This window comes from Rugamonas rivuli, from assembly GCF_009380165.1.
Lineage (GTDB): Bacteria > Pseudomonadota > Gammaproteobacteria > Burkholderiales > Burkholderiaceae_D > Rugamonas > Rugamonas rivuli.
Window position 1 is genome coordinate 1,038,801 of record NZ_WHUF01000002.1, and the last position, 23,396, is coordinate 1,062,196.

Annotated in this window: 27 protein-coding genes; 11 read left to right on the forward strand and 16 right to left on the reverse strand. The window is 63.8% G+C overall.

The window, feature by feature from the left end:
• Positions 1-11 precede the first annotated feature (11 nt).
• The 4 genes from GEV01_RS09870 to GEV01_RS09885 form a co-directional block, all read right to left on the reverse strand.
• Entirely contained in the window at positions 12-602 is a 591-nt protein-coding gene (locus tag GEV01_RS09870; protein WP_235914294.1) for an ORF6N domain-containing protein, read from the reverse strand.
• 102 nt (positions 603-704) lie between these two features.
• Positions 705-1,439, reverse strand: a complete 735-nt coding sequence (locus tag GEV01_RS09875; RefSeq protein ID WP_152803787.1) for a transporter substrate-binding domain-containing protein — start codon at positions 1,437-1,439, stop codon at positions 705-707.
• A gap of 71 nt (positions 1,440-1,510) precedes the next feature.
• Positions 1,511-2,488: a gamma-glutamyl-gamma-aminobutyrate hydrolase family protein gene (locus tag GEV01_RS09880; RefSeq protein WP_152803789.1), complete on the reverse strand. Its 978-nt coding sequence runs from the start codon at positions 2,486-2,488 to the stop codon at positions 1,511-1,513.
• Between the two features lie 63 nt (positions 2,489-2,551).
• Complete coding sequence (locus tag GEV01_RS09885; RefSeq protein WP_328595473.1) at positions 2,552-3,451, reverse strand: LysR family transcriptional regulator; 900 nt, start codon at positions 3,449-3,451, stop codon at positions 2,552-2,554.
• Positions 3,452-3,674: 223 nt separating this feature from the next.
• Here GEV01_RS09885 and GEV01_RS09890 point away from each other — a divergent pair, with 223 nt between their 5' ends.
• From GEV01_RS09890 to GEV01_RS30745, 4 genes are all read left to right on the forward strand, one after another.
• Positions 3,675-4,646: an Lnb N-terminal periplasmic domain-containing protein gene (locus GEV01_RS09890; RefSeq protein WP_152803791.1), complete on the forward strand. Its 972-nt coding sequence runs from the start codon at positions 3,675-3,677 to the stop codon at positions 4,644-4,646.
• Positions 4,647-4,745: 99 nt separating this feature from the next.
• A complete protein-coding gene (locus GEV01_RS09895) occupies positions 4,746-5,102 on the forward strand; it encodes a transcriptional repressor (RefSeq protein WP_152803793.1) in 357 nt (118 codons plus the stop codon).
• 186 nt (positions 5,103-5,288) lie between these two features.
• A complete protein-coding gene (locus GEV01_RS09900) occupies positions 5,289-5,837 on the forward strand; it encodes a TIGR01244 family sulfur transferase (protein WP_152803795.1) in 549 nt (182 codons plus the stop codon).
• Complete coding sequence (locus GEV01_RS30745; protein WP_175023001.1) at positions 5,834-5,977, forward strand: hypothetical protein; 144 nt, start codon at positions 5,834-5,836, stop codon at positions 5,975-5,977. Before GEV01_RS09900 ends, GEV01_RS30745 begins: the two co-directional genes overlap by 4 nt.
• A 19-nt stretch (positions 5,978-5,996) precedes the next feature.
• Here GEV01_RS30745 and GEV01_RS09905 read toward each other — a convergent pair whose 3' ends face one another.
• The 8 genes from GEV01_RS09905 to GEV01_RS09940 are packed head-to-tail and all read right to left on the reverse strand — an operon-like array spanning position 5,997 to position 13,460.
• Positions 5,997-6,698 carry an ABC transporter ATP-binding protein gene (locus GEV01_RS09905; protein WP_152803797.1) on the reverse strand — a complete coding sequence of 234 codons (702 nt, stop codon included), beginning with the start codon at positions 6,696-6,698 and terminating at the stop codon, positions 5,997-5,999.
• Positions 6,691-7,404 (reverse strand): ABC transporter ATP-binding protein, encoded by a 714-nt coding sequence (locus tag GEV01_RS09910; protein WP_152803799.1) that lies wholly within the window; start codon positions 7,402-7,404, stop codon positions 6,691-6,693. The genes GEV01_RS09905 and GEV01_RS09910 overlap by 8 nt, the downstream gene beginning before the upstream one ends.
• Positions 7,397-8,332 (reverse strand): branched-chain amino acid ABC transporter permease, encoded by a 936-nt coding sequence (locus GEV01_RS09915; protein ID WP_152803801.1) that lies wholly within the window; start codon positions 8,330-8,332, stop codon positions 7,397-7,399. Before GEV01_RS09915 ends, GEV01_RS09910 begins: the two co-directional genes overlap by 8 nt.
• Complete coding sequence (locus GEV01_RS09920; RefSeq protein WP_328595474.1) at positions 8,329-9,201, reverse strand: branched-chain amino acid ABC transporter permease; 873 nt, start codon at positions 9,199-9,201, stop codon at positions 8,329-8,331. Before GEV01_RS09920 ends, GEV01_RS09915 begins: the two co-directional genes overlap by 4 nt.
• Positions 9,202-9,207: 6 nt before the next feature.
• Positions 9,208-10,362, reverse strand: coding sequence for an ABC transporter substrate-binding protein (locus GEV01_RS09925; protein ID WP_152803804.1), 1,155 nt, complete (start codon positions 10,360-10,362; stop codon positions 9,208-9,210).
• A gap of 21 nt (positions 10,363-10,383) precedes the next feature.
• Positions 10,384-11,931 carry a class I adenylate-forming enzyme family protein gene (locus GEV01_RS09930; RefSeq protein ID WP_152803805.1) on the reverse strand — a complete coding sequence of 516 codons (1,548 nt, stop codon included), beginning with the start codon at positions 11,929-11,931 and terminating at the stop codon, positions 10,384-10,386.
• The gene (locus GEV01_RS09935; protein WP_152803807.1) at positions 11,931-13,085 is read right to left on the reverse strand and encodes an acyl-CoA dehydrogenase family protein; all 1,155 of its coding nucleotides are present in this window, start codon (positions 13,083-13,085) and stop codon (positions 11,931-11,933) included. Before GEV01_RS09935 ends, GEV01_RS09930 begins: the two co-directional genes overlap by 1 nt.
• Before the next feature lie 48 nt (positions 13,086-13,133).
• Positions 13,134-13,460: a flagellar basal body rod C-terminal domain-containing protein gene (locus GEV01_RS09940; RefSeq protein ID WP_152803809.1), complete on the reverse strand. Its 327-nt coding sequence runs from the start codon at positions 13,458-13,460 to the stop codon at positions 13,134-13,136.
• Positions 13,461-13,599: 139 nt separating this feature from the next.
• Here GEV01_RS09940 and GEV01_RS09945 point away from each other — a divergent pair, with 139 nt between their 5' ends.
• The 7 genes from GEV01_RS09945 to trxC all read left to right on the forward strand — a co-directional run bounded on the left by GEV01_RS09945 (position 13,600) and on the right by trxC (position 20,091).
• Positions 13,600-14,472, forward strand: a complete 873-nt coding sequence (locus tag GEV01_RS09945; RefSeq protein WP_152803811.1) for a substrate-binding periplasmic protein — start codon at positions 13,600-13,602, stop codon at positions 14,470-14,472.
• Positions 14,473-14,561: 89 nt separating this feature from the next.
• Positions 14,562-16,196 (forward strand): OFA family MFS transporter, encoded by a 1,635-nt coding sequence (locus GEV01_RS09950; RefSeq protein ID WP_152803813.1) that lies wholly within the window; start codon positions 14,562-14,564, stop codon positions 16,194-16,196.
• 87 nt (positions 16,197-16,283) lie between these two features.
• Positions 16,284-17,153: an ABC transporter ATP-binding protein gene (locus GEV01_RS09955; RefSeq protein ID WP_152803815.1), complete on the forward strand. Its 870-nt coding sequence runs from the start codon at positions 16,284-16,286 to the stop codon at positions 17,151-17,153.
• Entirely contained in the window at positions 17,150-17,413 is a 264-nt protein-coding gene (locus GEV01_RS31100) for a hypothetical protein (RefSeq protein WP_235914295.1), read from the forward strand. The genes GEV01_RS09955 and GEV01_RS31100 overlap by 4 nt, the downstream gene beginning before the upstream one ends.
• Positions 17,410-18,729 carry a hypothetical protein gene (locus GEV01_RS09960; RefSeq protein WP_235914296.1) on the forward strand — a complete coding sequence of 440 codons (1,320 nt, stop codon included), beginning with the start codon at positions 17,410-17,412 and terminating at the stop codon, positions 18,727-18,729. The genes GEV01_RS31100 and GEV01_RS09960 overlap by 4 nt, the downstream gene beginning before the upstream one ends.
• Positions 18,730-18,915: 186 nt before the next feature.
• Complete coding sequence (locus GEV01_RS09965) at positions 18,916-19,509, forward strand: phasin family protein (protein ID WP_235914297.1); 594 nt, start codon at positions 18,916-18,918, stop codon at positions 19,507-19,509.
• 120 nt (positions 19,510-19,629) lie between these two features.
• The gene (gene trxC, locus GEV01_RS09970; RefSeq protein ID WP_152803818.1) at positions 19,630-20,091 is read left to right on the forward strand and encodes a thioredoxin TrxC; all 462 of its coding nucleotides are present in this window, start codon (positions 19,630-19,632) and stop codon (positions 20,089-20,091) included.
• A gap of 15 nt (positions 20,092-20,106) precedes the next feature.
• Here trxC and GEV01_RS09975 read toward each other — a convergent pair whose 3' ends face one another.
• Genes GEV01_RS09975 through mdcE form a run of 4 tightly spaced genes read right to left on the reverse strand, consistent with a single transcriptional unit; the run spans position 20,107 to position 23,396 of the window.
• A complete protein-coding gene (locus GEV01_RS09975; RefSeq protein WP_152803820.1) occupies positions 20,107-21,042 on the reverse strand; it encodes an ACP S-malonyltransferase in 936 nt (311 codons plus the stop codon).
• Entirely contained in the window at positions 21,039-21,992 is a 954-nt protein-coding gene (mdcB, locus tag GEV01_RS09980) for a triphosphoribosyl-dephospho-CoA synthase MdcB (RefSeq protein ID WP_152803822.1), read from the reverse strand. Before mdcB ends, GEV01_RS09975 begins: the two co-directional genes overlap by 4 nt.
• On the reverse strand, positions 21,989-22,696 hold the full coding sequence (gene mdcG / locus GEV01_RS09985; protein WP_235914298.1) for a malonate decarboxylase holo-[acyl-carrier-protein] synthase: 708 nt from the start codon (positions 22,694-22,696) through the stop codon (positions 21,989-21,991). The genes mdcB and mdcG overlap by 4 nt, the downstream gene beginning before the upstream one ends.
• Positions 22,680-23,396, reverse strand: a complete 717-nt coding sequence (gene mdcE, locus GEV01_RS09990) for a biotin-independent malonate decarboxylase subunit gamma (RefSeq protein ID WP_152803824.1) — start codon at positions 23,394-23,396, stop codon at positions 22,680-22,682. Before mdcE ends, mdcG begins: the two co-directional genes overlap by 17 nt.

The window sequence follows — 23,396 nt, forward strand, 5'->3', positions numbered from 1 at the left end:
GATGGGAGGATCTATTTCTTCCCCTTTGCCGGCCTGTCGTCGGGCGTTACGAAGCCGATGGGGCGCTTGGGCACCGTCGGCGGAGGCGTCATCAGTTCGCGCAGCGTGTCGATGATCTGCTTGAGTTGAACGCGGGTGTTGTGTTCAAAGGCGTCCTGCTTGAGCGACATCAGGTCGGTCTTGTTCTCCAGTTCATCCAGTCGAAGCGCCAGTTCCTTATTCGACGTCACCAGCTCACGCAGATGTACGAAGACCCGCACCACGTAGACGCCCGTTTCGATTGCCTGCGGCGATGCGAGCACATTGGCTGCCTGGATGGCTCCATGTTCGGTGAAGGCATACGGTAACGACTTTGAAAATTTCAATTTGGCGAGGTGGTCGCAATTTGCGACCACCTCCTGCTTTTCGGTAGCCGTGAGCTGGAACATGAAGTCGGCAGGAAAGCGCTCCTGGTTGCGCTTGACCTGTTCGTTGAGACGCTTAGTTGGCACACCATACAGCTCGGCCAAGTCAATGTCGATCATGACTTTCTGACCGCGGATGAGCAGGATGCGGCTTTCGATGCGGGCCAGCGGCATGGTGAGTTGGTCAGGGAGGGGCATGAGTAAAAACCATGGTATGGCAAGCCTTACACTGTACCCCCTGTTTTTAGCGGGTATTAGATCTTCTGCAAACGGCTTCACGTTTTAAACGATTGATAGAAACTATTTAAGCGTGATCGCCTTGTTGAGGCGGTTGATGACATCGTCCGGCACGGCCTTGCTGCACATGATGTGGCGTTCGGGGCCGTGCGGCATGTCCTTGAAGTGCAGCAGGCGCAGGTTGCGGGTCTGCTCGCTGGGATGGTGGGCCATGATGTAATGGCCTTCATCTTCGGAGACGAACATCATGTCCACCACGCCCTTGGCGATCGACTGCACCATCTTGCCTGAGGCGGCGGTGGAGATTGCCAGGCTGGCCCTGCGCGGCGCCAGCAGCTTGTCCAGCTCGGTGCCGTAGGAGTAGTTATCCTTGACCAGGATGCGGGTTTCCGGCCGCTGCAACAACGCGCGCAACGTCGTATCGCCGCGCGCCGCCAGGGCCGCGTTGGCCAGCACCATCCAGTCCTTGTCGCGATAGATTGGCTTGGTGAACTTGGCGAACCCATCGCGCTCCGCCGTCCAGAACCAGCCGACCGCGCAGTTCAGCGCAGTGGCGTCGTGAATCATGATCAGCTGGCGGTTGGTCGGCACGTTGTGCCAGACCACGGGGATGCCGGCGGTCTTGAAGGCTTTGGCGGTGGGCGTGCCGGTCAGGCCGCTTGGGGCGCCGTCCGGCATCGGGATCATGTAGGGCGGACGTTCGCTATAGCCGACATTGATAGCGTTTTCAGCGGCGCAGCCCAAAGGCAGCAGCAGGCAGCTGACAGCGATCATGGTGGCGCAACGCGGACCCGTCATGGAAGACCTCATCGGTGTAAGCCATGAGTTTACACCCGGCAAGCATCTCCGGCCAATAATTTTGCGGCGGCCTAGAACCGTGTCTCGCGCGCGACGCGCAGGAAATTGTCGAGGATGGCGGTGCAGTCCAGCAATTCGACGCCGCCGGCCTGGTGGAATTCCGGGTGCCACTGCAGGCCCATCACAAACGGCGCCTTGCGGTAGCGGATGGCCTCGACCATATTGTCCGGCACGGACAAGGCTTCCACCGCCATATCGCGCCCCAGCGTCTTGACGGCCTGGTGGTGGATGGAGTTGACCAGCCCGGCGCTCTTGCCCCTGAACAGCTTGGACAGCGATGAGCCGGCCGGGAAGCTGACTTCGTGGCGGTTGCGGTCGTAGTCGTCGTTGACGTGGGCCAGCGAATCGGGCACGTCGGAGGCGATGTCCTGGTACAGCGTGCCGCCGAAAGCCACGTTGATCAGCTGGCAGCCACGGCAGATGCCCAGCACCGGCTTGCCGGCCTCGACAAACTCGTGCAGCAGCTCCAGCTCATACATGTCGCGCGCGCGGTCGCCGCCCCATTCAGGACGGGTTGGCGTTTCCGAATAGCTTTGCGGCGACACATCGGCGCCGCCTTGCAGCACCAGGCCGTCCAGATGCTTGGCATAGTCGCGCAGGCGGATGTTGGACGGGTGGAGCAGGCCGTCGATGTTGACGGTGGGGATCATGAACACCAGCACGTCGCGCGACATCACCCACTGCGCGATGGATTCTTCGAGATATTGCAGGTTCTTGCTGCGCAGGCCGGTGGCGCCAGGCTCGGGATGGAAGATACGGGCCGATACGCCGATGTGCAGCGGCCGTTGAATGATATGGCGCGTGGCGGCGGCCGCGATGCGGCGGTAGCGCGCCATCAGCACGCGGCCCCACAAAGTGAAGACGGTGTCGCCCGGATCCAGGTAGCGCGGCGTGCCGACATCCTGGCGCGGCGCGCGGCGGTCCTGGTCGGTGCTGCGCCGGTGTTGCGACGGTGGTGGTTGATCCTGGTCTTCCGGTCCCGCGCTCATGCCATCCTCGTTGACTATCTACAGGCGTCCAGTGTGCCACATGCCAGCGCCATCAGTCGCCCGCTACGATGCCGGATTGAGTTCGCGGACGAGGGCGTCGGCGAAGGCGGACACCAGCGGCTCCGCCTGGCGCCGGCTGGCCAGGCCCACCTTGGTCAACAGGCCGCCGCCCGACAACGGAATGAAGCGCACGCCGGCCGGCGCCATCAGCCGCATGCACTCGGGCACGATGGCGATGCCGAGGTTGGCCTCGATCAGGCTCAACTGCGAAGACTTGCGCGACAGCACCCGCGCCTGCTTCGGAAAGAAACCCTGGTCCAGGCACAGATTGGCCACCAGATAGCTCAGGCCGCCCCGGCTCTTGTGCGGGATCGAGATGAAGGCTTCGTCGTGCAGGTCGGCCAGCTCGATATTGTCCAGCGCCGCCAGCGGCGAGTGCTGCGACACCGCCACCACCAGCCGCTCCGTCGCCAGCTCGCGCACCTGGATGTGCGGATACTTGCGCAAGGTCGGCATGCGGATCAGGCCGATGTCGGCGCGGCCTTCCTCGATGTCCATGGTCTGGTCTTCCGACGGCGCCATCGAGATTTCAAGCGTCGCGCCGGGGAACTCCGTCAGCAGGCGGCTCAGCGCGCCCGTCAGCGCGGGCGTCAGGATCACCGAGCTGGAATGCTGCAAGCGGATCAGGCCTTGCGCGCCCAGTCCCACCTGGCGGGCTTGGACCACCGTGTGGTCGATGTCGTCGAGGATGCGTTTGCTGCGTTCGAAGAACAGCTGGCCGGCCGGCGTCAGCTCGATATGGCGCGAATCGCGCGTGAGCAGCTGGGTTTGCAGCTCGTCCTCCAGCTCCTTGATCTGCCGGCTCAGTGCAGATTGCGCGATGTACAGCTTCTCCGCCGCGCGCGAGTAGCTGCCGGCCTCCACGATCTCTACAAAATATTTAAACTGTTTAAGTGAAATCACCGTTATGCCGTTTCGAGATAGATGGCCGCCGTATTTGATATTGGCTTGATAAGCGCGGCGCCGTTAAAGTGAAGCGTCTCTTCTACCTTTACGGGAACCGCCATGTTGGTACTTATCGGAATAATTGGCGTGGTCGTGAGTATTGCATTAAAAGTAATATGCGTCCAGATCGGCTGCGGGAGCAGTGTCGACGATAAAGAGGATTAAGCCCCTATAATCGGGGATGATAAAAAAATACCTGACTCTCGCCGGCAAGCTGTGCGCCGCGTTCGTGGTGCTGTGCCTGTCGTTTTGGGGCGTGGGTGCGTTGTGGTTCCAGGCTGCGCCTGCTGTGGCGTTGATCTGGGCCACAGCCAGCATGGTAACGCTGGTGCTGTGGTGGTGGCGCCGGAATGCGCGCATGCTGCTGCCATGGCTGGCGGCGATCGTGTTGATGATGGGATGGTGGAGCACCATCAAGCCCAGTCATGACCGCGTGTGGGCCGACGACGTGGCGCGCATGGTCACGGGGCGGGTGCAGGGCAGCGTGGTCACGCTGGATCAGGTGCGCAATTTCGACTGGCGCAGCGATACCGACTACACGCAGCGCTGGGAGCAGCGGCAGTATGATCTGAGCCTGCTGCAGTCTGTCGATGTGGCGCTGTCGTATTGGATGGGGCCGGCCATCGCGCATACGCTGGTGTCGTTCGGCTTTGCTGATGGGCGCTATCTGACGTTCTCCATCGAGATACGCAAGGAGCGCGGCGAGAGCTTCGACGCCATCGCCGGTTTCTTCAAACGTTTCGAGACGGTGCTGATCGCCGCCGACGAGCGCGACATCCTGCGCGTGCGCACCAACGTGCGCGGCGAGGACATGTATCTGTACCGGCTGAAGATGCCGCCGGAGGCGATGCGTTCCTTGTTCCTGTCCTATCTGGACGAAGGCGCGCTGCTCAAACGCGAGCCGCGCTTCTACAACACGCTGATCGCCAACTGCACCACCATCGTCTTCGAGATGGCGCGTCGCATCGATCCCGGCTTGCCGCTCGATTGGCGGCTGCTGGCGTCGGGCTATCTGGACCGCTACCTGTTCGATATCGGTGCGCTTGCCGGGCAGGGTAGCTTCGACTCGCTGCGGCGGCAAGCCCACATCACCGACAAGGCGAGGGCGCTTGATAAAGAAATAGACTTCTCTGACCGTATCAGGCTTCGCTGATTAGCCCGAGCCAGAATGCTAGTATTAGGGCTTGGCCGAGTTTGGCCAGAAGCGTTCAACGCATCGCTTTTTCTTGGTATATAAAACGTAAAAACTCCAATGTATCTTAACGCAACCTTCTCTGCCTCGCCGTTTGACGATCATTACCAAATGGCGTTGATTTATTGTTTCGACCAAGATCAGAACTATTGCTTTTCACTTTCCAGGTTTCCAGATGAAGATGAAATTGAAGTGATGGTGCTTGATCAAGTCAATCGTAAGGTCAGCGATCTTTCCGTCGTACTGGGAGGTTCGACTTTGAGCATTTCATTGGATGACAAGCTTGCGGCGCAACTGGATGGTCATAGCAGTTACACAATTCGTTTGATTGGTATTGACGACTGTAAGATGGAAACTCTTCGGGGCGCCCTTCGTAAAATTTTTGAGGGTAAGAATGGGCTCAGGATTGAAGGTTGACCCCATCATGGTTCTTCCCGCAGGCGAAAGGTTTCGTGAAAACCGTCATGGAATCACGACTGCCGGATGGCAGCTTGTTTCTCAAGCTGACGAACGAATTAATACCGACGAAGGTTGATCCCCAGCTGGCTAAGAACCCCTAAGTTGGAGGCAGTTCCTGCGGTTTCGTATTAGAGGATTAAATTGATGAGAACTTTTTTCTTTTCCATCTTGGCCGGCATTGGAATTGTATTGTGCCTGGCAGGCTATTTTCATTTGAAAAATCCACGGCTTGCGCCGGTTAATAAACTTACGCAAGACATCTCCGTGACGGAGCAGATCAAACAGGAGGCAATAGGCCAGCTCAAGGAGCGAGGCTTTGCCACGATCATTGATTTGCGCCCCGACGGGGAAGCGGTTGACCAGCCTACGTCGACGGCGATGTCGGTCGCGGCAAAGGCGAACAACGTAAAATTTTACTACGTGCCCGTGCCACACGGCGAGATTCCGCAACAGTCCGTTGCACAGCTTGCAGAAGCGCTGAGAAACGCTCCGAAGCCCATTTTGATGTACTGCAGAAGTGGAAAAAGAGCGGTAAGAACCTGGAGCCTGGTCGAGGCATCAAGAGCAGGTGGGATGGACGTACATTCCATCATGGCTGCCGTTAAGCAGGGCGGTCAGTCGGCAGACGACCTTGAACAAGACATCATGCGGCGGATTTCTGAGCGCGCATTTATATCGGGTGAAAAACGATGAATGACACTGCACAAGTTCCTGCTGCGTCGATTGGCAATATTCTTTTCAAGAGTGTCCTCGTCATCGCTGGGGTGGGGATTGGAGGAATCATCGGCCTGATCGTTGCGTTGTTCATGGGTTTAATTGAAATCACGTGCTAGCCTTTAAGTGGCCTGCATTTCAGCGCGCAAAGTAAAGGTCGTGGAGGTGCTGGAGCTGGACCTCGGATGCCGATTGGGACAGGGCTACGCGTCCGCTTTGCATCAGGTAGACATGATCTGCTACGGCCACCGCACGCTCGGTATTTTGTTCGACCAGCACGATGGTGCGGCCGCCAGCTTTGAGGCGTTCCAGTATCTCGAATAGTTCATTGACGATCAACGGCGCCAAGCCTAGCGAGGGCTCGTCGATAATCAGCAGTCGCGGATCGGACATCAGGCCGCGTGCCATCGCCAGCATTTGTGCTTCGCCGCCGGACAACGAACCGGCCAGTTGCGTGCGCCGCTCGCGCAGGCGTGGGAACATCTCGTAGGCTTCTTCCAATCGCCGCTTCACATGCTGGCGGTGCGATTTGTGGAAGGCGCCCATGATCAGGTTCTCTTCCACGCTCATGTCGCGGAAGACCATGCGGCCTTCGGGGATCATGGCGATGCCGTGGTCCGCCATTTCCCATGTCGGCGTTCCGTTCAGGCGCTCTCCGTTCAAACGGATCTCGCCGGCGGTCACTGGCACCAGTCCCATGATCGCGCGCAGCAGCGTGGTCTTGCCTGCGCCATTGGGGCCGATGATCGTCGTGAGCTTGCCCGCTTCCGCCTTCAGCGATACATCCCACAACACGTTGATCGCGCCGTAGCCTGCGCGTACCTGGTCCAGTTCAAGCATGCGCCGCTCCGGTATAGCTTCGAATAACTTCCGGATCGTTGAACACCGCATCAGGCGTACCGTCCGCGATCAACTGGCCGAAGTTGAGCACCACCACCCGCTGGCACAAAGAGTTGATGGTCTCGATATCGTGCTCGATGATGACGATGCCCACGCCGAAGCGCTCGTGCATCTCCTTCAGCATGCCCATGAAGCGCCGCTTGCCGCTGGTCTCCAGGCCTGCCAGTACTTCGTCCAGCAACAGCAGCCTGGGCGTGGTGGCCAGCGCCTTCGCCACTTCCAGCGCCTTCAACTCGGTCAGCGCCAGTTCGGTGGCGGCGTCGCGATGCGCCTTGTCGGCCAGGCTGGTGAACTCCAGTATCTCGTCGATCTTGTCGTCGTCGATCCTGCCGGTGCCGAAGCGCTGCGCCACCACCAGGTTCTCGCGCACCGTCAGCTCGTGCATGGGCTGCGGGATCTGGAAGGTGCGGCCTATGCCCAGCCGCGCGCGCCGGTAGATCGGCGTGCGGATCACGTCCTGTCGGTCGAAGCGTATCGTGCCGCCGGTCGGCCGCACCAGGCCGGAGATGGCGTTGAACAGCGTGGTCTTGCCGGCGCCGTTAGGGCCGACCAGGCCGACCACGTCGTGCGTGCCGACCGTCAGGGTGACGGCGTTGACCGCCGTCAGGCCGCCAAAGCGGACCGAGAGATTGTTCAGCTCAAGCATGGTCTTTCCTCCGCAGCAGGGCGAGCAGGCCGGTGGGACTGAAGATGATCATCGCTACCAGCAGCCCACCCAGCACCAGTTGATGCCCGGTCGGGATCAGGGTCTTGAACACCAGCTGGTCCAGCAGGTAGACCACCAGTGCGCCGACCACCGGCCCGGCGATGGTGCGGTAGCCGCCGAAGATGGCGGCGACGATGGGCAGCGTCACCCACAGGCCGTTGAAGGCGTAGTCCGGTTCGAGGAAGTTGATGTAGTGGGCGTTGAACGCGCCAGCCACGCCGGCCATGAAGGCGGAGACCATCAGCATCAGCCCCTTGAGCAGTGTGCTGTTAACGCCGACCACGCGGGTGGCGTCTTCGCTGTCGTGCATGGCGCGCAGGGCGGTGCCGTAATGGCTGGCGCGGATGGCGCGGTAGGCCAGCGCGAATGCCAGTACGATGGTCAGTATCGTCAGGTAGGCGCCGGTTTTGCCGCTCATGTCGTAGCCGAGGATGGTCGGCAGGCCGGGGATGTTGGCGATGCCGCCGGAGCCGCCGGTGAGCGAGGTCCATTCGGTGGCGAGGATGCGGAATATGTGGGCGTAGGCCAGGATGGCGAGCGCGAAGTAGGGGCCGCGCAGCCGCAGCACCGGCAGCATCACCACGGAGGCGAGCAGCGCGCCGATGCCGCCCAGCGCAAGCCCGGCCAGCACCGGCACGCCCAGCTTGACGGTCACGATGGCCGATACGTAGGCGCCCACGCCGAAGAAGGCGCTGTGGCCGAAGCTGACCATGCCGCCCAAGTTGCCCAGCAGCGCCCAGGACAAGGCTACGCAGCCGATCACCATGGCGGCGACGATCAGGCTCATGATGTAGTTGTCGGCGCCAAGCAGCAAGGGCACGGCGCCATATGCTGCGGCCAGGGCGGCGAGCCACCACACGCGCTTCATCCGCGCCTCCGGGCCGCGCCCATCAGGCCATTCGGCATCACGAACAGCACCAGCAGGAACAAGGTCATGCCGGCCAATTCCTGCAGTGCCGAACTGGCAAGCGTGACGGTCAGCGCTTCGGCCACGCCAAGCAGCACTGCGCCTATCAGCACGCCGGGGATGGACCCCACGCCCGCCAGCACGGTGATGATGAAGGCCTTGACCGTCAGCGCGCCGCCATACGCGGGCTGGATCACGCCGTAGCTGTACAGCGCCACGCCCGCAAACCCGGCCAGCATGCCGGCCACGATGAACGACACCAGCTCCGTGCGGCCCGGCGCGATGCCCATCAATTTGGCGGCGTCGCGGTTGCTGGACACGGCCCGCAGCGCGCGCCCATACCAGCTGCGCGATAGCCACCACCACAAGCCGCCCATCAGCAGCAGGCTGACCACGAAGAAGATCAATTCACTGCGCATGCTGTACAGCGGCCCGACCACGAAGGCCTCCTGTAACCAGCTGGAACTGGTCGAGCGCACGTCGGCCTTCCAGATCAGCAGTATCAGGTTGGTCAGGATCACGCCGATGCCGAAGGTGAGTATCAGCGAGTTGATCTCGCGATCCTGTTTGATGCGGCTGACGATCCAGTACACGCCGGCCGACGTCGCGCTGACCACCAGCAGCGCTATCGGTATCGCCCATGCCGGATTGAGCCCCAGCCCCGATTCCACCGAGTAGGCGATGTAAGCCGCCAGCAGCACCAGCTCGCCGTGGGCGAGGTTAATCACCCGCATGGTGCCGAACACCAGCGCCAGGCCCAGTGCGATCAGGGCGTAAGAGCCGCCTTGCAGCAGGCCGGAATACAACGCCTGGAGTATCAGTTCCGTCACGACGGCTTACCAGGGCAGGCCGGGATACACCATGCTGCCGGTCGCCGTCTCCTTGGGCCAGACGATGACGATGTTCTTGCCCTGGTGCTGGCCCATGCGGTGCACGAAGTTGGGATTGTCTCCATTGGCGCCGAACTGCACCCGGCCGATCAGCGTGTCGCGGTCGGTCTTGCGCAGCTCTTCGGCCACGCCGCCTTTCTTTACCGTGCCTTTGTCGGCGGCGCGCGCGATGGCTTCGAACAGCAGCATCGATTGCACATAGCCGAACTGGCCGAGATAGTCCGGCTCCTTCTTGTACAACGCCTTGTAGGCCTCGGCGAAGGCCTTGCCGTCCGCCGTGTCGAAGTGCGCGGGGAAGGGCAGCAGCGCGGTGCCGTACACATTGGGCATCAGGTCCGGGAATTCGGACGCCATCTTCGGCGTCGCCAGCGACCACACGCCTATCATCGCCTTGACGGGCGGCTTGAGTACGCGCGCGGCACGCAGGATGCCGACGTAATCGTTCTCGTAGCCGACCATCAGTATCGCTTCCGATTTGTCCTGCAGCTTGATCTTGTTGATGATCGGCTTGAAGTCGGTGATGGCCGGGTCGAAGGAATGGGTGACGGCCTTGACGCCCTTGGTGGCCAACACCTTCTGCACCGAGTTGGCCAGGTCGGACGTGGCTTCCTTGGTCGAGAACACGATGGACACCGATTTCACGCCCATGTCCGCCAGCAGTCCCTGCACGGCTTTTTCATAGCCTGCGGTGTTATTGATGCGGAAGAAGTTCTTGCGGCCGCTGTTGACCAGGCTATCGTCCACGCCGCCGGAGGTGATGTAGACCAGCCCCAGTTTGTTGGCCGCGTCGGATGCGGGGGAGATGTTGTTGGAGCCGTAGCCGCCGGTGATCGCCACCGCGCCTTGGCTGGCCAGCTTCTCGACAGCGGCTACCGCCTTGGCCGGCGCCGATTCGTCGTCGATGGTGACGATCTTGATCTTGTGTTTGCCGTTGGTCTTGTTGAACACTTCGGCGGCGACCATCACGCCTTCCTGCATGCCGGAGCCGACGCGGGCCAGCGTGCCTGTCAGCGGCAGTTCCGCGCCGACCGTGAATTCCTCGGCACGTGCGCCGCCTGCCATTGCCATCGCGATCAGTGCCGCGATTGTGATGTTTTTCATGCCGGTCTCCCCTTGGTGTGGTTATCTTTGTGCCAGTTGCCGCAGCTGCCCTTTTAATATTTTTCCGGTGGCCGCTGCGGGCAGGGCCTGCATGGCGATAATCTCTGATGGACATTTGTACGGCGACAGCAGGCCCGCCAAGTACTGCTGCAATTCCTCAGGCGTGACCTGGCGGCGCGGATCGATTTCGACGAAGGCCACTACTTCCTCATTGCCGTCGGCGGCGACGCGGCCCACCACGGCCGATTGCGCTACCGCCGGATGCGCGTTCAGCACCGTCTCCACTTCCAGCGGGTAGACGTTGAAGCCGGAGCGGATGATCAACTCTTTCGTGCGGCCGACGATGAACAGCGCGCCGTCGGCATCGCGCCGGGCGACGTCGCCGGTGTTGAGCCAACCGCCGTCGCGCATCGCTGCCGCTGTCAGTTCCGGCTCGCGGTAATAGCCGGCCATGATGTTGGGGCCGCGCACCCATAGCTCGCCGTCCGCAGCGTTCGTGACGTCGGCGCCGCCGGCATCGACCAGGCGCACTTCCACGCCGGGGATGGCCTGGCCGACCGAGTCGTCGCCGCGCGGTTGGTCCAGGCGGGTCTGGCTGATGGTGGGGGAGGTTTCGGTCATGCCGTAGCCGTTGTGCAGCGTCAGGCCGAACAGCCGTTCCACCTGCGCTTTCAGGCTGGGTGCAAGCGGAGAACCGCCGGCGTAGATGAAGCGCAGTCGCGACGTCAGTGGCGCGCTGGTGTCGCCCAGCGTCTCCAGCAGGCGCGCGTACATGGCGGGCACGCCTTGCAGTATCGTCAGGCCGTCGTCGCGGATTGCCTTCAACACGGCGTCCGGCGCGAAGCGCGGGCACAGGTACAGGCAGGCGCCCGCGTACAAAGTGCCCAGCATGACCGAGGCCAGGCCGTAGACGTGGGTGATGGGCAGCACGCCGTAGGCCCGGTCGCTAGTCGTCAGGCCGCGCAAGGTGCTGGAGACTGCGGCGATGAACAGCAGATTGCGGTGCGTGAGCATCACGCCTTTCGGCTGGCCGGTGGTGCCGGTGGTGTAGATCAGCGCAGCCACCTGTTGTGCCGACGAGGCATGCACCGGCTCCGGCGCGCAGTCGGGATTGAGGTCGCCGATCATCCACTGACCGAACGGCGAGGGCGCGCTCACGGCGCCATGGCGCAGGCCATGCGCCGCGGTCTCCGATGCGGCGTCTGGTGCCGACGTGTAGATCACGCGTCGCGCGCCGCTGTGATCGCGGATCTGGTCCACCTCGCGAGCGGACAGGCGGCCGTTGACGTTGACGATCCACGCATCCACCTCGGCGGCGGCGAAGATCAGCGCCACTTGCGCCGCGCAGTTCTCGCCGACCACCATCAATCGGTCGCCGGGCCGTATCTGCAAGGCCCGCAGCTGCGCCACGGTGGCGTCGATGGCGGCCGCCAGCTCGGTATAGGTCCAATGGCGCGCGCCATCGTGCAGCGCCCAGGCTTGCGGTGCACGCTCCGCCCAACGGCGCGGGATGCCGCTCAGGCGTTGTGGCAGCGTCGCCAGTATCTGGGTGGTGTCGATGGCGTCCATCAGCCCTCGGCCGCCTTGATCATGTTGCGGGCGATGACCAGTTGCTGGATCTGCGAGGTGCCTTCGTAGATGCGGAACAGCCGCACGTCGCGGTAGAAGCGCTCGGCCGCGTAGTCGGACATATAGCCCGCGCCGCCGTGGATCTGCACCGAGCGGTCGGCCACGCGGCCGCACATCTCGGAGGCGAACAGCTTGCAGCACGAGGCTTCGGTGGAGATGTCCTCGTGGTTGTCGCGGCGGCGGGCTGCATCCAGCACCATGCTGCGGGCGGCGTAGATTTCGGCCTTGCTGTCGGCCAGCATGGCCTGGATCAGCTGGAACTCGGCGATTGGCTGGCCGAACTGCTGGCGTTCCATCGCATAGCGCAGCGCATCGTCCAGCATGCGCTCGGCCACGCCGACGCAGATCGCCGAGATGTGCAGACGGCCCTTGTCCAGCACCTTCATGGCGGTCTTGAAGCCCTGGCCTTCCTTGCCGCCGATGATGCTGGCGGCGGGCACGCGGCAGTTTTCGAAGATCACGTCGCAGGTGTGGGCGCCGCGCTGGCCCATCTTCTTGTCCGTCTTGCCGAGCGAGATGCCGGGCGTGTCGCGTTCGACGATGAAGGCCGATACGCCGCTCGGGCCTTTGCGGCTGCTGTCGGTGCGCGCCATCACGGTGAACACGCCGGCTTCCGGCGCGTTGGTGATGTAGCGCTTGGTGCCGTTGATGATGTAGTGGTCGCCGTCGCGCACGGCGGAGGTGTCGAGAGCGCCGGCGTCCGAGCCGTGGCCGGGCTCCGTCAGCGCGAAGGCGCCGACGATCTCGCCGGAAGCCATGCGCGGCAGCCATGCGTTCTTTTGCTCTTCGGTGCCGTCGATCAGGATGCCCTGCGAGCCGATGCCGTTGTTGGTGCCGAACAGCGAGCGGAAGGCGGGCGAGGTGCGGGCGATTTCAAATGCGGCCAGCACTTCCTCTTCCATGGTCAGGCCAAGGCCGCCGTAGGCTTCGGGGATGGAGAGGCCGAACAGGCCCAGTTCGCGCATCTGCGCCACCAGCGTTGGAGGGATTTGGTCGGTGTCGGCCACGAGCTGCTCGTGCGGCACCAGTTGTTCGCGCACGAAGCGGCGGATGCTATCCAGCAGGATGTTCAGCGTTTCCTGGTCTCTTATCATGGTCTCCCTCTTCGGAAGACTTCAATGTGCCGACTCGGCCAGACCCTGTCAAGCTTTGGTGTTGATTAGCGTGCCGATATTCTGGTCGGCGGCCTGGATCACCTTGGCCGACAGGTCGAACTGCGCCTTGTAGACCAGCGAGTTGGTGGTTTCGGTGGCGAGGTCGGTACCGCTGGGCGCGTCCGCCGCTTGCAGTTGCTGCGCCTGGAAAGAGATCGAGACGCCGCTGCCGGCCGGGGCGTTTTCCTTGAACACGGCCTGCGTCGGCTGGAAGCCCTGGGTGCCGATGTTGGCGATCGCGTGCGCGCTGTTGCCCAGCGCGCGTTCCGAGGCGTTGAGTCCGGTGATTCCTGAGCTGAGTGCGGCGATGGCCATGATATTTCCCTTCGGCAAGTAGCGAAAGTGTACACCGTTCTGCGGCCATGTGCACAGGTTTGACTAAAATTTCAGCAGGCTTGACGCCGCCGGGCAACTGGGCGAGTATTGAAAAACAGATACTTTCTGGATGAAATCCATGTCTATTCTGCGTCGTCTGCTGTGCGTCTGCCTGCTCTCGGCTGCGGCCGTCGCCGCCCTGGCCGAACCCATCGTGGTCCGCTATCCGCGCGCCGAAAGCATCGATGACGAGCGTGGCGAGTACGGCCAGGCGCTGCTGGAGCTGGCGCTGGCCAAGTCCGGCGGCGTTTATCGCGTCGAGCTGTCGCCGACGCGCATGCAGCAGAACCGGGCGCTGGTGGAGTTGCAGTCCGGCTCGGGCCGCATCGACATCGTCGGCACCATGACCTCGGCCGAGCGCGAGGAAGCGCTGCTGCCGGTGCGGATACCGATGACGCGTGGCCTGATCGGCTGGCGCATCGGCCTGGTGCGGGCCGACCACAAGGACTTGCTGCGCGACGTGCGCACGGTCGACGACCTGAAGCGCTACACCACCGCCCAGGGCCACGACTGGCCGGACGTGCAGATCCTGCGCCACAGCGGGCTGAAAGTGCATCCGGTGGCGGTCTACAGCGGCCTGTTCGGCATGCTGAACGCCGGCCGCATCGACTGGGCGCCGCGTTCGGCCAACGAGATCTGGGCCGAGGCCGCGCGCCATCCCGAGCTGGCGATCGATCCCTACATCGTGATCCACTATCCGACCGCCGACTATTTCTTCGTCAACCGCAACAATCCGGCGCTGGCCGAGGCCGTGCGGACGGGGCTGGAAGCGGCGCTGGCCGACGGCAGCTTCGAACAGTTGTTTTACTTGCACTACGGCCGCCTGCTGCGCAATGCCCGCTTCGAGCATCGGCTGGTGATCAACCTGCCCAACCCGCTGCTGACGCCGCAAACCCCGCTGAACCGCAAGGAATTGTGGTTCACGTTGGACGATTTGAAACGATATCCGTAAGACAAACTCACTTGCTTTGTGCTACCCTCCGCCCCTAGTTGTTCTGGGGAAACATGTACTCTAGTTACATGAATTTAAAGGAGTTGTGCATGGCAATTTTTGATTTTCTGGATAAGGAGCGGACGGTAGCCGGCTCCGGTTTCAATCGTTGGCTGGTGCCGCCTGCGGCGCTGGCTATCCACCTGTGTATCGGCATGGCCTACGGCTTTTCCGTGTTCTGGCTGCCGCTGTCGCGCGCGCTGGGCATCAAGGAGTCGCTGGCCTGTCCGGCCGACATGGACTTGATCGCCAAGATCCTGTCGTCGAGCTGCGATTGGCAGATCTCCATGCTGGGCTGGATGTACACGATGTTCTTCGTCTTCCTCGGCCTGGCCGCGTGGCTGTTCGGCGGCTGGCTGGAACATGCGGGCCCGCGCAAGGCCGGCGTGGTGTCGGCTGTGTGCTGGTGCGGCGGCCTGGTGATCTCGGCGCTGGGCGTGTACCAGCACCAGATCTGGTTGATGTGGCTGGGCTCCGGCGTGATCGGCGGCATCGGCCTGGGACTCGGCTACATCTCGCCGGTGTCGACGCTGATCAAGTGGTTCCCGGACCGCCGCGGCATGGCGACCGGCATGGCCATCATGGGCTTCGGCGGCGGCGCGATGATCGGCGCACCATTGGCCGACAAGCTGATGAAGTTCTTCGCCACGCCGGATTCGGTCGGCGTGTGGCAGACCTTCCTGGTGATGGCGGCGATCTACTTCGTCTTCATGATGGCAGGCGCGCTGTCGTACCGCGTGCCGCCCACCGGCTGGAAACCGGCCGGCTGGACGCCGCCGGCCAAGGCCAGCGCCAACACCATGATCACCAGCCGCCATGTCCACGCCAGCAAGGTGTGGGGCATACCGCAATTCTGGTTGGTATGGCTGGTGCTGTGCCTGAACGTGACGGCCGGTATCGGCATCCTGGGCATGGCCTCGCCGCTGCTGCAGGAGATCTTCGCCGGCCAGCTGCTGGGCGTGAACGTCGCGTTCAACGATCTGACGCTGGCGCAGAAAGGGCAGATCGCCGCGATCGCCGCCGGCTTCACCGGCCTGCTGTCGCTGTTTAACATCGGCGGCCGTTTCGTCTGGGCTTCGTGCTCGGACTTCCTGGGCCGCAAAGCTACCTACGGCATCTTCTTCGTGCTGGGCATCGCGCTGTACGGCCTGATTCCATCGATGGCGCATGGCGCGCAGCTGGCGCTGTTCGTCGGCTCCTTCTGCATCATCCTGTCGATGTACGGCGGCGGCTTCGCCACCGTGCCGGCCTACCTGGCCGACTTGTTCGGCACCCAGATGGTGGGCGCGATCCATGGCCGTCTGCTGACCGCGTGGTCGGTGGCCGGCGTGTTCGGTCCTCTGCTGGTGACGTACATCCGCGAGTACCAGATCGCCCAGGGCGTGCCGAAGGCGCAGGCCTACGACATCACCATGTATCTGCTGGCGGGCCTGCTGGTGATTGGCCTGCTGTGCAATCTGATGGTGCGCCCGGTAGCCGACAAGCACTTCATGAGCGAGGCCGAACTGGCCGCCGAGAAGAAGCTGGCGCACGAGCGCGACGCGGCCGCATCGACCGGCAACGCCGTCGCTTCGAACGGCGTCACCAGCCCGGTGGCGGTGGCTTTCGGCTGGCTGGCGGTCGGCATTCCGCTGGCGATCGGCGTGTGGCTGACGGTGCAAAAAGCTGCCGTGTTATTTAAATAACACAGTAGAATAGGGCGTCCGTCTGCGGGGCCGGCTCCAGCATTGTGCTGGGCCGGCCCCGCTTTCATTTCCAGGAGCCCTTTGTACATGCTTGAATTGCGCAATGTCGTTAAAAGTTATACGAAGAACGTGCGGGCAGTCGACGACGTTAGTTTGAATCTGCCGGCCGGCGTGGTCGGCCTGATCGGCCACAATGGCGCGGGCAAGACCTCGCTGATGCAGATGATCGCCACGCTGACCAAACCGACCAGCGGCCAGATCCTGTTCGACGGCGCCGACATCGTCAAGCAGCCGGACGCGATACGCGGGCGGCTCGGCTTCCTGCCGCAGGACTTCGGCGTGTATCCGAACCTGACGGCGCTGGAGTTCCTGCAGTACTTCGCGGCGCTGAAGGGCGTGCGCGATCCGGCGCGCTTGCGCATGCTGCTGGAGATGGTCAACCTGCACGAGCATGCGAACCGGCAGGCGGCAGGCTTCTCGGGCGGCATGCAGCGGCGCCTCGGCATCGCCCAGGCGCTGCTCAACGATCCCGATGTGCTGATCGTCGACGAGCCGACCGCCGGCCTCGATCCCGAAGAACGGCTGCGCTTCCGCCATCTGCTGTCGGAGATCGGCTTCCGCAAGCTGGTGATCGTGTCGACCCACATCGTGTCCGACATCGAGAACATGGCCAGCCACCTGGCCATCATGAACAAAGGGAAGCTGGTGGCCTATGACACGCCGGACAGCTTCGTGCAGACCGCGCGCAGCCAGGTGTGGTCGGTGACGGTGGAGGCGCAGCACTACGACGCCTTGCGCGCCGAGGTGCAGGTGCTGCAGGCGCAGCGCAACGAGCATGGCATCCACCTGCGCATCGCCCATTCCTCGTCGCCGTGCGCTGGCGCGGTGCCTGCAGAACCGACTCTTGAAGAAGCGCTGATGACGCGGCGCTACGCCGTGCAGGAAGCGGTGGTATGAACGCGCTGGCATTGAAGCTGTTGCTGCTGACCGAGGTACGGCTGCGCATGCGCCGCACCGGCACGCTGGTGGCCGTGCTGGCGCTGATCGTCCTGACCTGGCTGATGGTCGGCGATCCGGCCGGCAGCCAGGTGATGCTGGTGGTCGACAACGTACGCGTAGCCTACACCAGCAGCTGCCTGGCCTTGGGCAGCGCGGGGCTGGGCGGCCTGTTCTTCGGCCTCGCGGGCTTGGCTTTTACCTCGCGCGCGGCCGCATGAGCGAGGACGTGCGCAGCGGCGCCGGCTCGGTGCTGGCGGCCACGCCGGTGAGCAGCGCCGTGTTCCTGTTCGGCCGCTGGCTGGGCAGCGTGGCTTATCTGGGCGGCCTGCTGGTGATCTTCATGCTGACCATGCTGGTGCTGCACGTCGTGCGCGGCGAGGGGCCGATACAGCTGCTGGTCTACGGCCAGATGTTCGCGTTGATGATGCTGCCGCTGGTGTTCTTCACCGCCGCGATGGCGCTGCTGTGCGACTCCTGGGCGCCGCTGATGGGCAAGCGCGGCGACGTGCTGTATTTTCTCTTGTACCTGACGCAGATGGCGCTGCCCGCCGCAGTCTCGGTCGAAGGCAGCTTTGGCTGGACGCCGTTGCTGCTGCTCGATTTTTCCGGCCTGGCCGCCACGGTGCTGATGATCAAGGAGACCATACACAGTACCAGTTTCGCGCTCGGCGGCGGCACCTTCGATGCCGCGCTGCCGCCGGTGTTCCTGCCTACCTGGTTATGGTCGGCGCAACTGGTGTTCACGCGCCTGGGCTGCGCGCTGCTGGCCATGCTGCCGCTGCTGCCGGCCTTCTGGCTGTTCCACCGCTTCTCGCCGGACCGCGTCAAGGTGCGGGCAGCGGGCAGCGGCCGCTGGTCGCCGCTGGCGCTGGTTAACCGCTTAATGCGGCCGTTGACACGGCTGGTGCGCCCGCTGTTTGCGCTGGCGGCCCGCGTGCCCGGCCTGGCCGGCCAGGCGCTGGCCGTGCTGGCACTGACGCTGATGTCCAATCCTGCGGCCATCCTTGCGGCGCTGGTGCTGCTGGTCGTGGGCAGTGTCGTGCCGGCCGTCGCGCTGGGCGGCGTGACGATTGCCGCCGTCGCCATCTGGGGCATCCTGGTCAGCGACATCAGCGTGCGCGACCACCAGCACGACGTGGCGGCGATGAGCGGCACGGTACCGGGCGGTAGCGGACGGCGCTACGCCGCGCAGTTGCTGGCTTCCTGCCTGCTGGCGCTGTTGTTCGCGGCGCCGGTGCTGCTGCGCTGGTCGATGACGGAACCGCTGCGCGCTGCCGCGTTGCTGACCGGCGTGCTGACGCTGGCCGGCGCGGCCAGCATGTTGGGCAACCTGAGCCGCACAGCGCGCGCCTTCCTGGCCTTGTTCCTGTTCGGCCTGTATGTGGCCACGCAGGCCACCAAGGTGCCTGCGCTGGATGTGGTCGGTTTCAACGGCGTGGCCAGCGTGCAAACGGTGAGCGTGCAGTTGCTGCTTGGCTTGCTGCTGACCATAGGCGGCCTCGGCTATCAACGATGGCGGAGCGCGCGGGACTGAAGAGAAGAGGGATGGCACACCTTTGATCTAGATCAGAGGTCGCGGGACTGTCTAACGTAGCCTTGGCATTCGCGCTGCAGACGCGTCGTCGAAACCGGTTCGACACCCCCAGGCCATCCTTACTTTCTTTTCGAGGCATTTATGTATCCATTTTCCCAAATTGTTACCCCAGCAGCCAAAAACCATATGGAAGCCCAATTGTCGTTCTTCAACGACATGTCGAAATCCCTGTTCCGTACCGTTCAGCAGTACAGCGATCTGAACATTCAACTGGCTCAAACCATGCTGGAAGAAAGCACGACGGCGGGCCAGCACGTCATCACCGCGCATCGTCCGACGGAAGCGTTCGCCGCTGTCGCCGCCCATGCCCAGCCTGCGGCGGAAAAGCTGCGCGCCTATCAGCAGCATCTGTCGCGCATCGCTGCGGACACCCAGGTCGACCTGTCCAAAGTGGCGGAAGAGCATGTGCAGGAAACCAGCCGCACCGCTAAGGCCCTGGCCGATGAAGTGGCCCGCGTGACGTCGGAAGAAACGGAAAAAACCCTGCGCAGCCATCAGGATGCGGTGGAACGCTTCACCGATCCGTTTGCCGGCCATGCGGACGGAGTGCGTCAATCGCGCGGCAACGAAATGCGCGGCAGTTCGACCATGCAAAGCGCCGGCTCCAACGGCACCGAAAGCCGCGAAGGCAGCATGCAGGGCGGACAAGCCTCCCAGTCGCAGGCTGCCGCCCAGGCAGCGCAAGCCGGCAAGCAAACCGGCGCACGCAAAGAAACCTGAAGCGGGCATCGAAGCCGATAGCATGTGATCTTCGCCGCCGCCGCGATTCGACTCGCGGTGGGCGGCATTTTTTTTGTCCTTGCTTTATCATGGGCGGCTTGATGCTGTCTGGAGATAAAGATGACGAATACCACCGCCGCGCAGCCTGAGTCGCTGCACATTGTTTGCCCCCATTGCGACGCCGTGAACCGCGTGCCTGCAGCCAAGCTGGCGCAACAGCCTGTGTGTGGCAAGTGCCAGAAGGAGCTGTTCACCGGACAGCCGCTGGAGTTGTCGGCCGCGCGCTTCCTCAAGCATATCGAACGCAGCGACATTCCTGTGCTGGTGGATTTCTGGGCGCCATGGTGCGGGCCGTGCAGGACGATGGCGCCGTTCTATGCGCAGGCGACGCAGCGGCTGGAGCCGCAGTTCCGTGTGGTGAAGTTGAATACGGAGGAGGCGCAGGAGCTGGCGGCGCGCTATGCGATCCGCAGCATTCCGACGCTGGCGTTGTTCAAGGGCGGGCGCGAGGTGGCGCGGCAGCCGGGCGCGATGGATGCGTCCAATATCGTCGCCTGGGCGATGCAGAATAATCGCGGTTGAGTTTTACACCGCCCGTTATTCGGCGGCGCGCTCCAGCCATTTGCGGATGCCGTCCAGCGTGCGGAAGTCGGCCACGGAGCGGGTGTTGATATGCGGGTGGCGGCTTTGCAGCATGCGCGATAACGCGGCGCCGGGGCCTAGTTCCAACGCGTAGGTGACGCCGGCTTCGGCGGCGGCGTCCATGCAGGCGGACCAGTGGATGGTTTCGGCCAGCTGGTGCGAGAGCTGGTCTACCGCTTGCGTTTTGGTGTTGACGGTTATCGCGGCTATCCCTGCCAGTACGGGCGCGCTCATGGTTTGGAATTCTGTGCGCTGCAAGGCTGCGGCGAAGGGCGCGACGGCGGCCTGCATGTAGCGCGTGTGCGAGGCTACTTCCACCGGCAGGCGCGTGCTGCGGCCGCCGGCTGCGTGCACGGCTGCCTCCAGCTCAGCGGCGCTTGCCGCCGGGCCGCCGGCGATGCACGCGTCGTCGGCGTTTTCTATGCTCATGTAAAAAGCGTGTTCGGCAAGCAGGGATGCGACGCGGGATAGCGCGAGGCCGGAGATCGCCATCAGTGTTTGGCCGGGCAGGGCAAGGGCGCATTCGTCCATCAGCTGCGCGCGTTCTGCGGCCAAACGGACCGCGGTCTCCGGCTGCAAGGCGTCTGCGATGCCGTAGGCGGACAGCTCGCCGATGCTGTAGCCGGCCACCAGCGCCGGCGTCGGCGCGAACTCGCGTATCGCCGCCCACATCGACAACGTGGCGGCCACGATCAGCGGCTGGGCGGTGCGGTTGGCGTAGATGTCCGTGTCGCCGGTCAGCGTCAGGCCAGTCAATGCGAGGTCGGTCAGCAGCGCGCTGGCGTCCTGGCCTGCTGGGCTGCTGCGGGCCAGGTCGAACATCGTGGCGTGCTGTCCGCCCTGGCCGGGGCAGAGCAGCAGCAGGCGGGATTGGGCGCCGTAGGACGTCATCGCAGACTGCAGTCCATGGCGGCGATGGCTTGTACCAGGCAGCTGGCGGCCAGCAGGTCGGCCGCGCCGCCTGGCGACAGGCGTTGTTCGATGAATACCTGATGGCTGGCCAGCGCTTCAGCGTGCCAGCCGGCGTTGGCCGTGCCGCCAAGGTCGATGAACCGCTGGGCGTGGGCGCGCACGGTCTGCGCGCCCTGCGGGCCGGCGCGGTGATAGACGTTGCTGTCGTTGATGCGCGCCATCAGTGTGAACAGCGTATCGATGCGGGCGTGCGTCATGCTGGCGCCGCGTGCGCGTGAGGCCAGCAGCGCCGGGACGCCGATTTCAAACACCGAGGGCAAGCCAAGCGCACCTTCTTCCCGCGCACCGCTGACGGCGTAGCGCGCCGCGACCCGCAGGCCGTTGCTGAGGCCCGCCGCTGGCGCATCGGCCAGCGCATCGGTTGGCGCGGCATGCATGGCTAGTTCCTCGCCCCAGCGTATCAGCATCGCGGCGCGCAGGGCGGCTGGCGTCATCGGCGTGCCTTGCGCTCGGGCGCGGCCGGCGGTGGCGCACAGCATGCCCAGGCTGAAGATCGCGCCGCGATGCGTGTTGATGCCGCGTGTCGCCATCAGCATCTTGGCCTCCGCTTCGATGCCCAACTGTTTAAGCCGCGAGAACGGCGCATCGTGCCATCCTGCCAGGCAGATTTTCTTGAAGTAGTGCCGCAGCGAGAACAGGCTGCGCATGAAGGTCAGCGCGTTCATGTCGTCGTGGCTGCCGGTGTCCACCAGCGACACCAGCCCAGGCTTGGGATACAGGCAAAGCTCCGCATGCAGGCTGCGTAACGCCAGCCGCGCCACCTCGCCCGCAAAACCAAGTTGCACCGCGCGCCCCATGGGGACTGGAACGCTGGCCCGCGTGCGCAGTGCGGTGGGGGCGGCGGCTTGGCGGGGCGTGGCGCGCATCATGCATGCTCCAGCGTCGCCAGCAGCGAAGCGGTATCCATCAGGCGCACCGCATGCAGCTCCTTGACGATCACACGCGCCGGATTGGTCATCGCCATCTGCCACTCCTTCCATGACACAGCCAAACCGCCGGGGAACACGATCTCGCCATCAAGCGGCAGATGCCCTGCATGCCGCGACAGCAGCGCCACGCCGTCCTCCAGCTGCTTGCGGCTGCGCGGATGGAACAGGATGTCGATATCGGAAGCGGGCGTCAGATAAAGCAGCCCAGTCAGCACCTGCATCGCCAACGATCCGTAGATGCGCAGATGAAGATGCTTGGCCTCCTTCTCCAGCGCCGTCAGCGCCTCGCGCCACGGTCCGGCGTAGCGCAATGCCGAGCGCAGTTCCACCGCAGCCGATGTCCGGCTGATCTCCAGCGCCGGCACGGACAGGGAAATACGCACTTTTCCGCCGGTATGTTCGTCCGGCGGCAGCGGCAGGCCGAGGCAAACGTCGCCCGGCTGCGCGCCGACATCGAAGCGCCGCACCACAGCCGGCCAATCCTGCCCCTGCCACAGCGTCAGCGCGGCCCGATGCTGCGGCTGCGCCGCGCGCAGCACTGCCAGCCAGCCCTGCTCGGAAAGCCAGGCCAGCATATGCCGCTCAAGACCGCGCGCGGCGATCCCTGGCTGCTGCATCTGCGCCGATTTAGTCGACGCGGACATGACCATCCGTCATCACGGCCTCGATCACCGGCTGCGCCCAGCGCCGCCCGCCGCGCTGCAAGCCCAACGCGCTGCGCTGGTCGCCGTCTGGCACGGCAGCGAGCGCGGTACGCAGATGCGCCGTCAGATCGCCTTCCCAGATCGCCTCCAGCCCGCCCATGCGCAGATAGTTCTCCGGCCCCGGCGCAAACACCGGATTACTCTGCGCCAGCTCCGTCAAACGCTCCTCCGACACCTTGGTGATGCGCGCCATTGCCGGCAACCCCATCACGCGGATGGTCGCATCGGGCAGGGCGTAGCTGGCGTCCGCCATCAGGCCGCTGGTGATAAAGCCGCCCGACAGCGCCTGGTCGTACACTAGGCCGATAATCTTGTGGCCCTTGCGCCGCGCAAGGTCCACGCATTTACCCAGGTGCGCCATGTAGCTGTTAATGCCTAACATCTCATCGCGATGGCGCAGACGCTGGCCCTGCGTATCGATCAACATCAGGATAGGCATGCCGGGGAATTCGCGCACCGTGCGCAGGATCGCCTTGGCCTGCGCCAGCGCGATCTCCACGCCGATCGGCGTATGGCCCGTGGTGCCGATCACCGCCAGCGCCTGTCCGTCCACCTGCGCGCTACCGCACAGGAAGTCGTTCTGCTCGACGATGGCATGCCCTTGCGGGAACAGCGTGTCCGCCAGTTTTTTCCAGTCCAT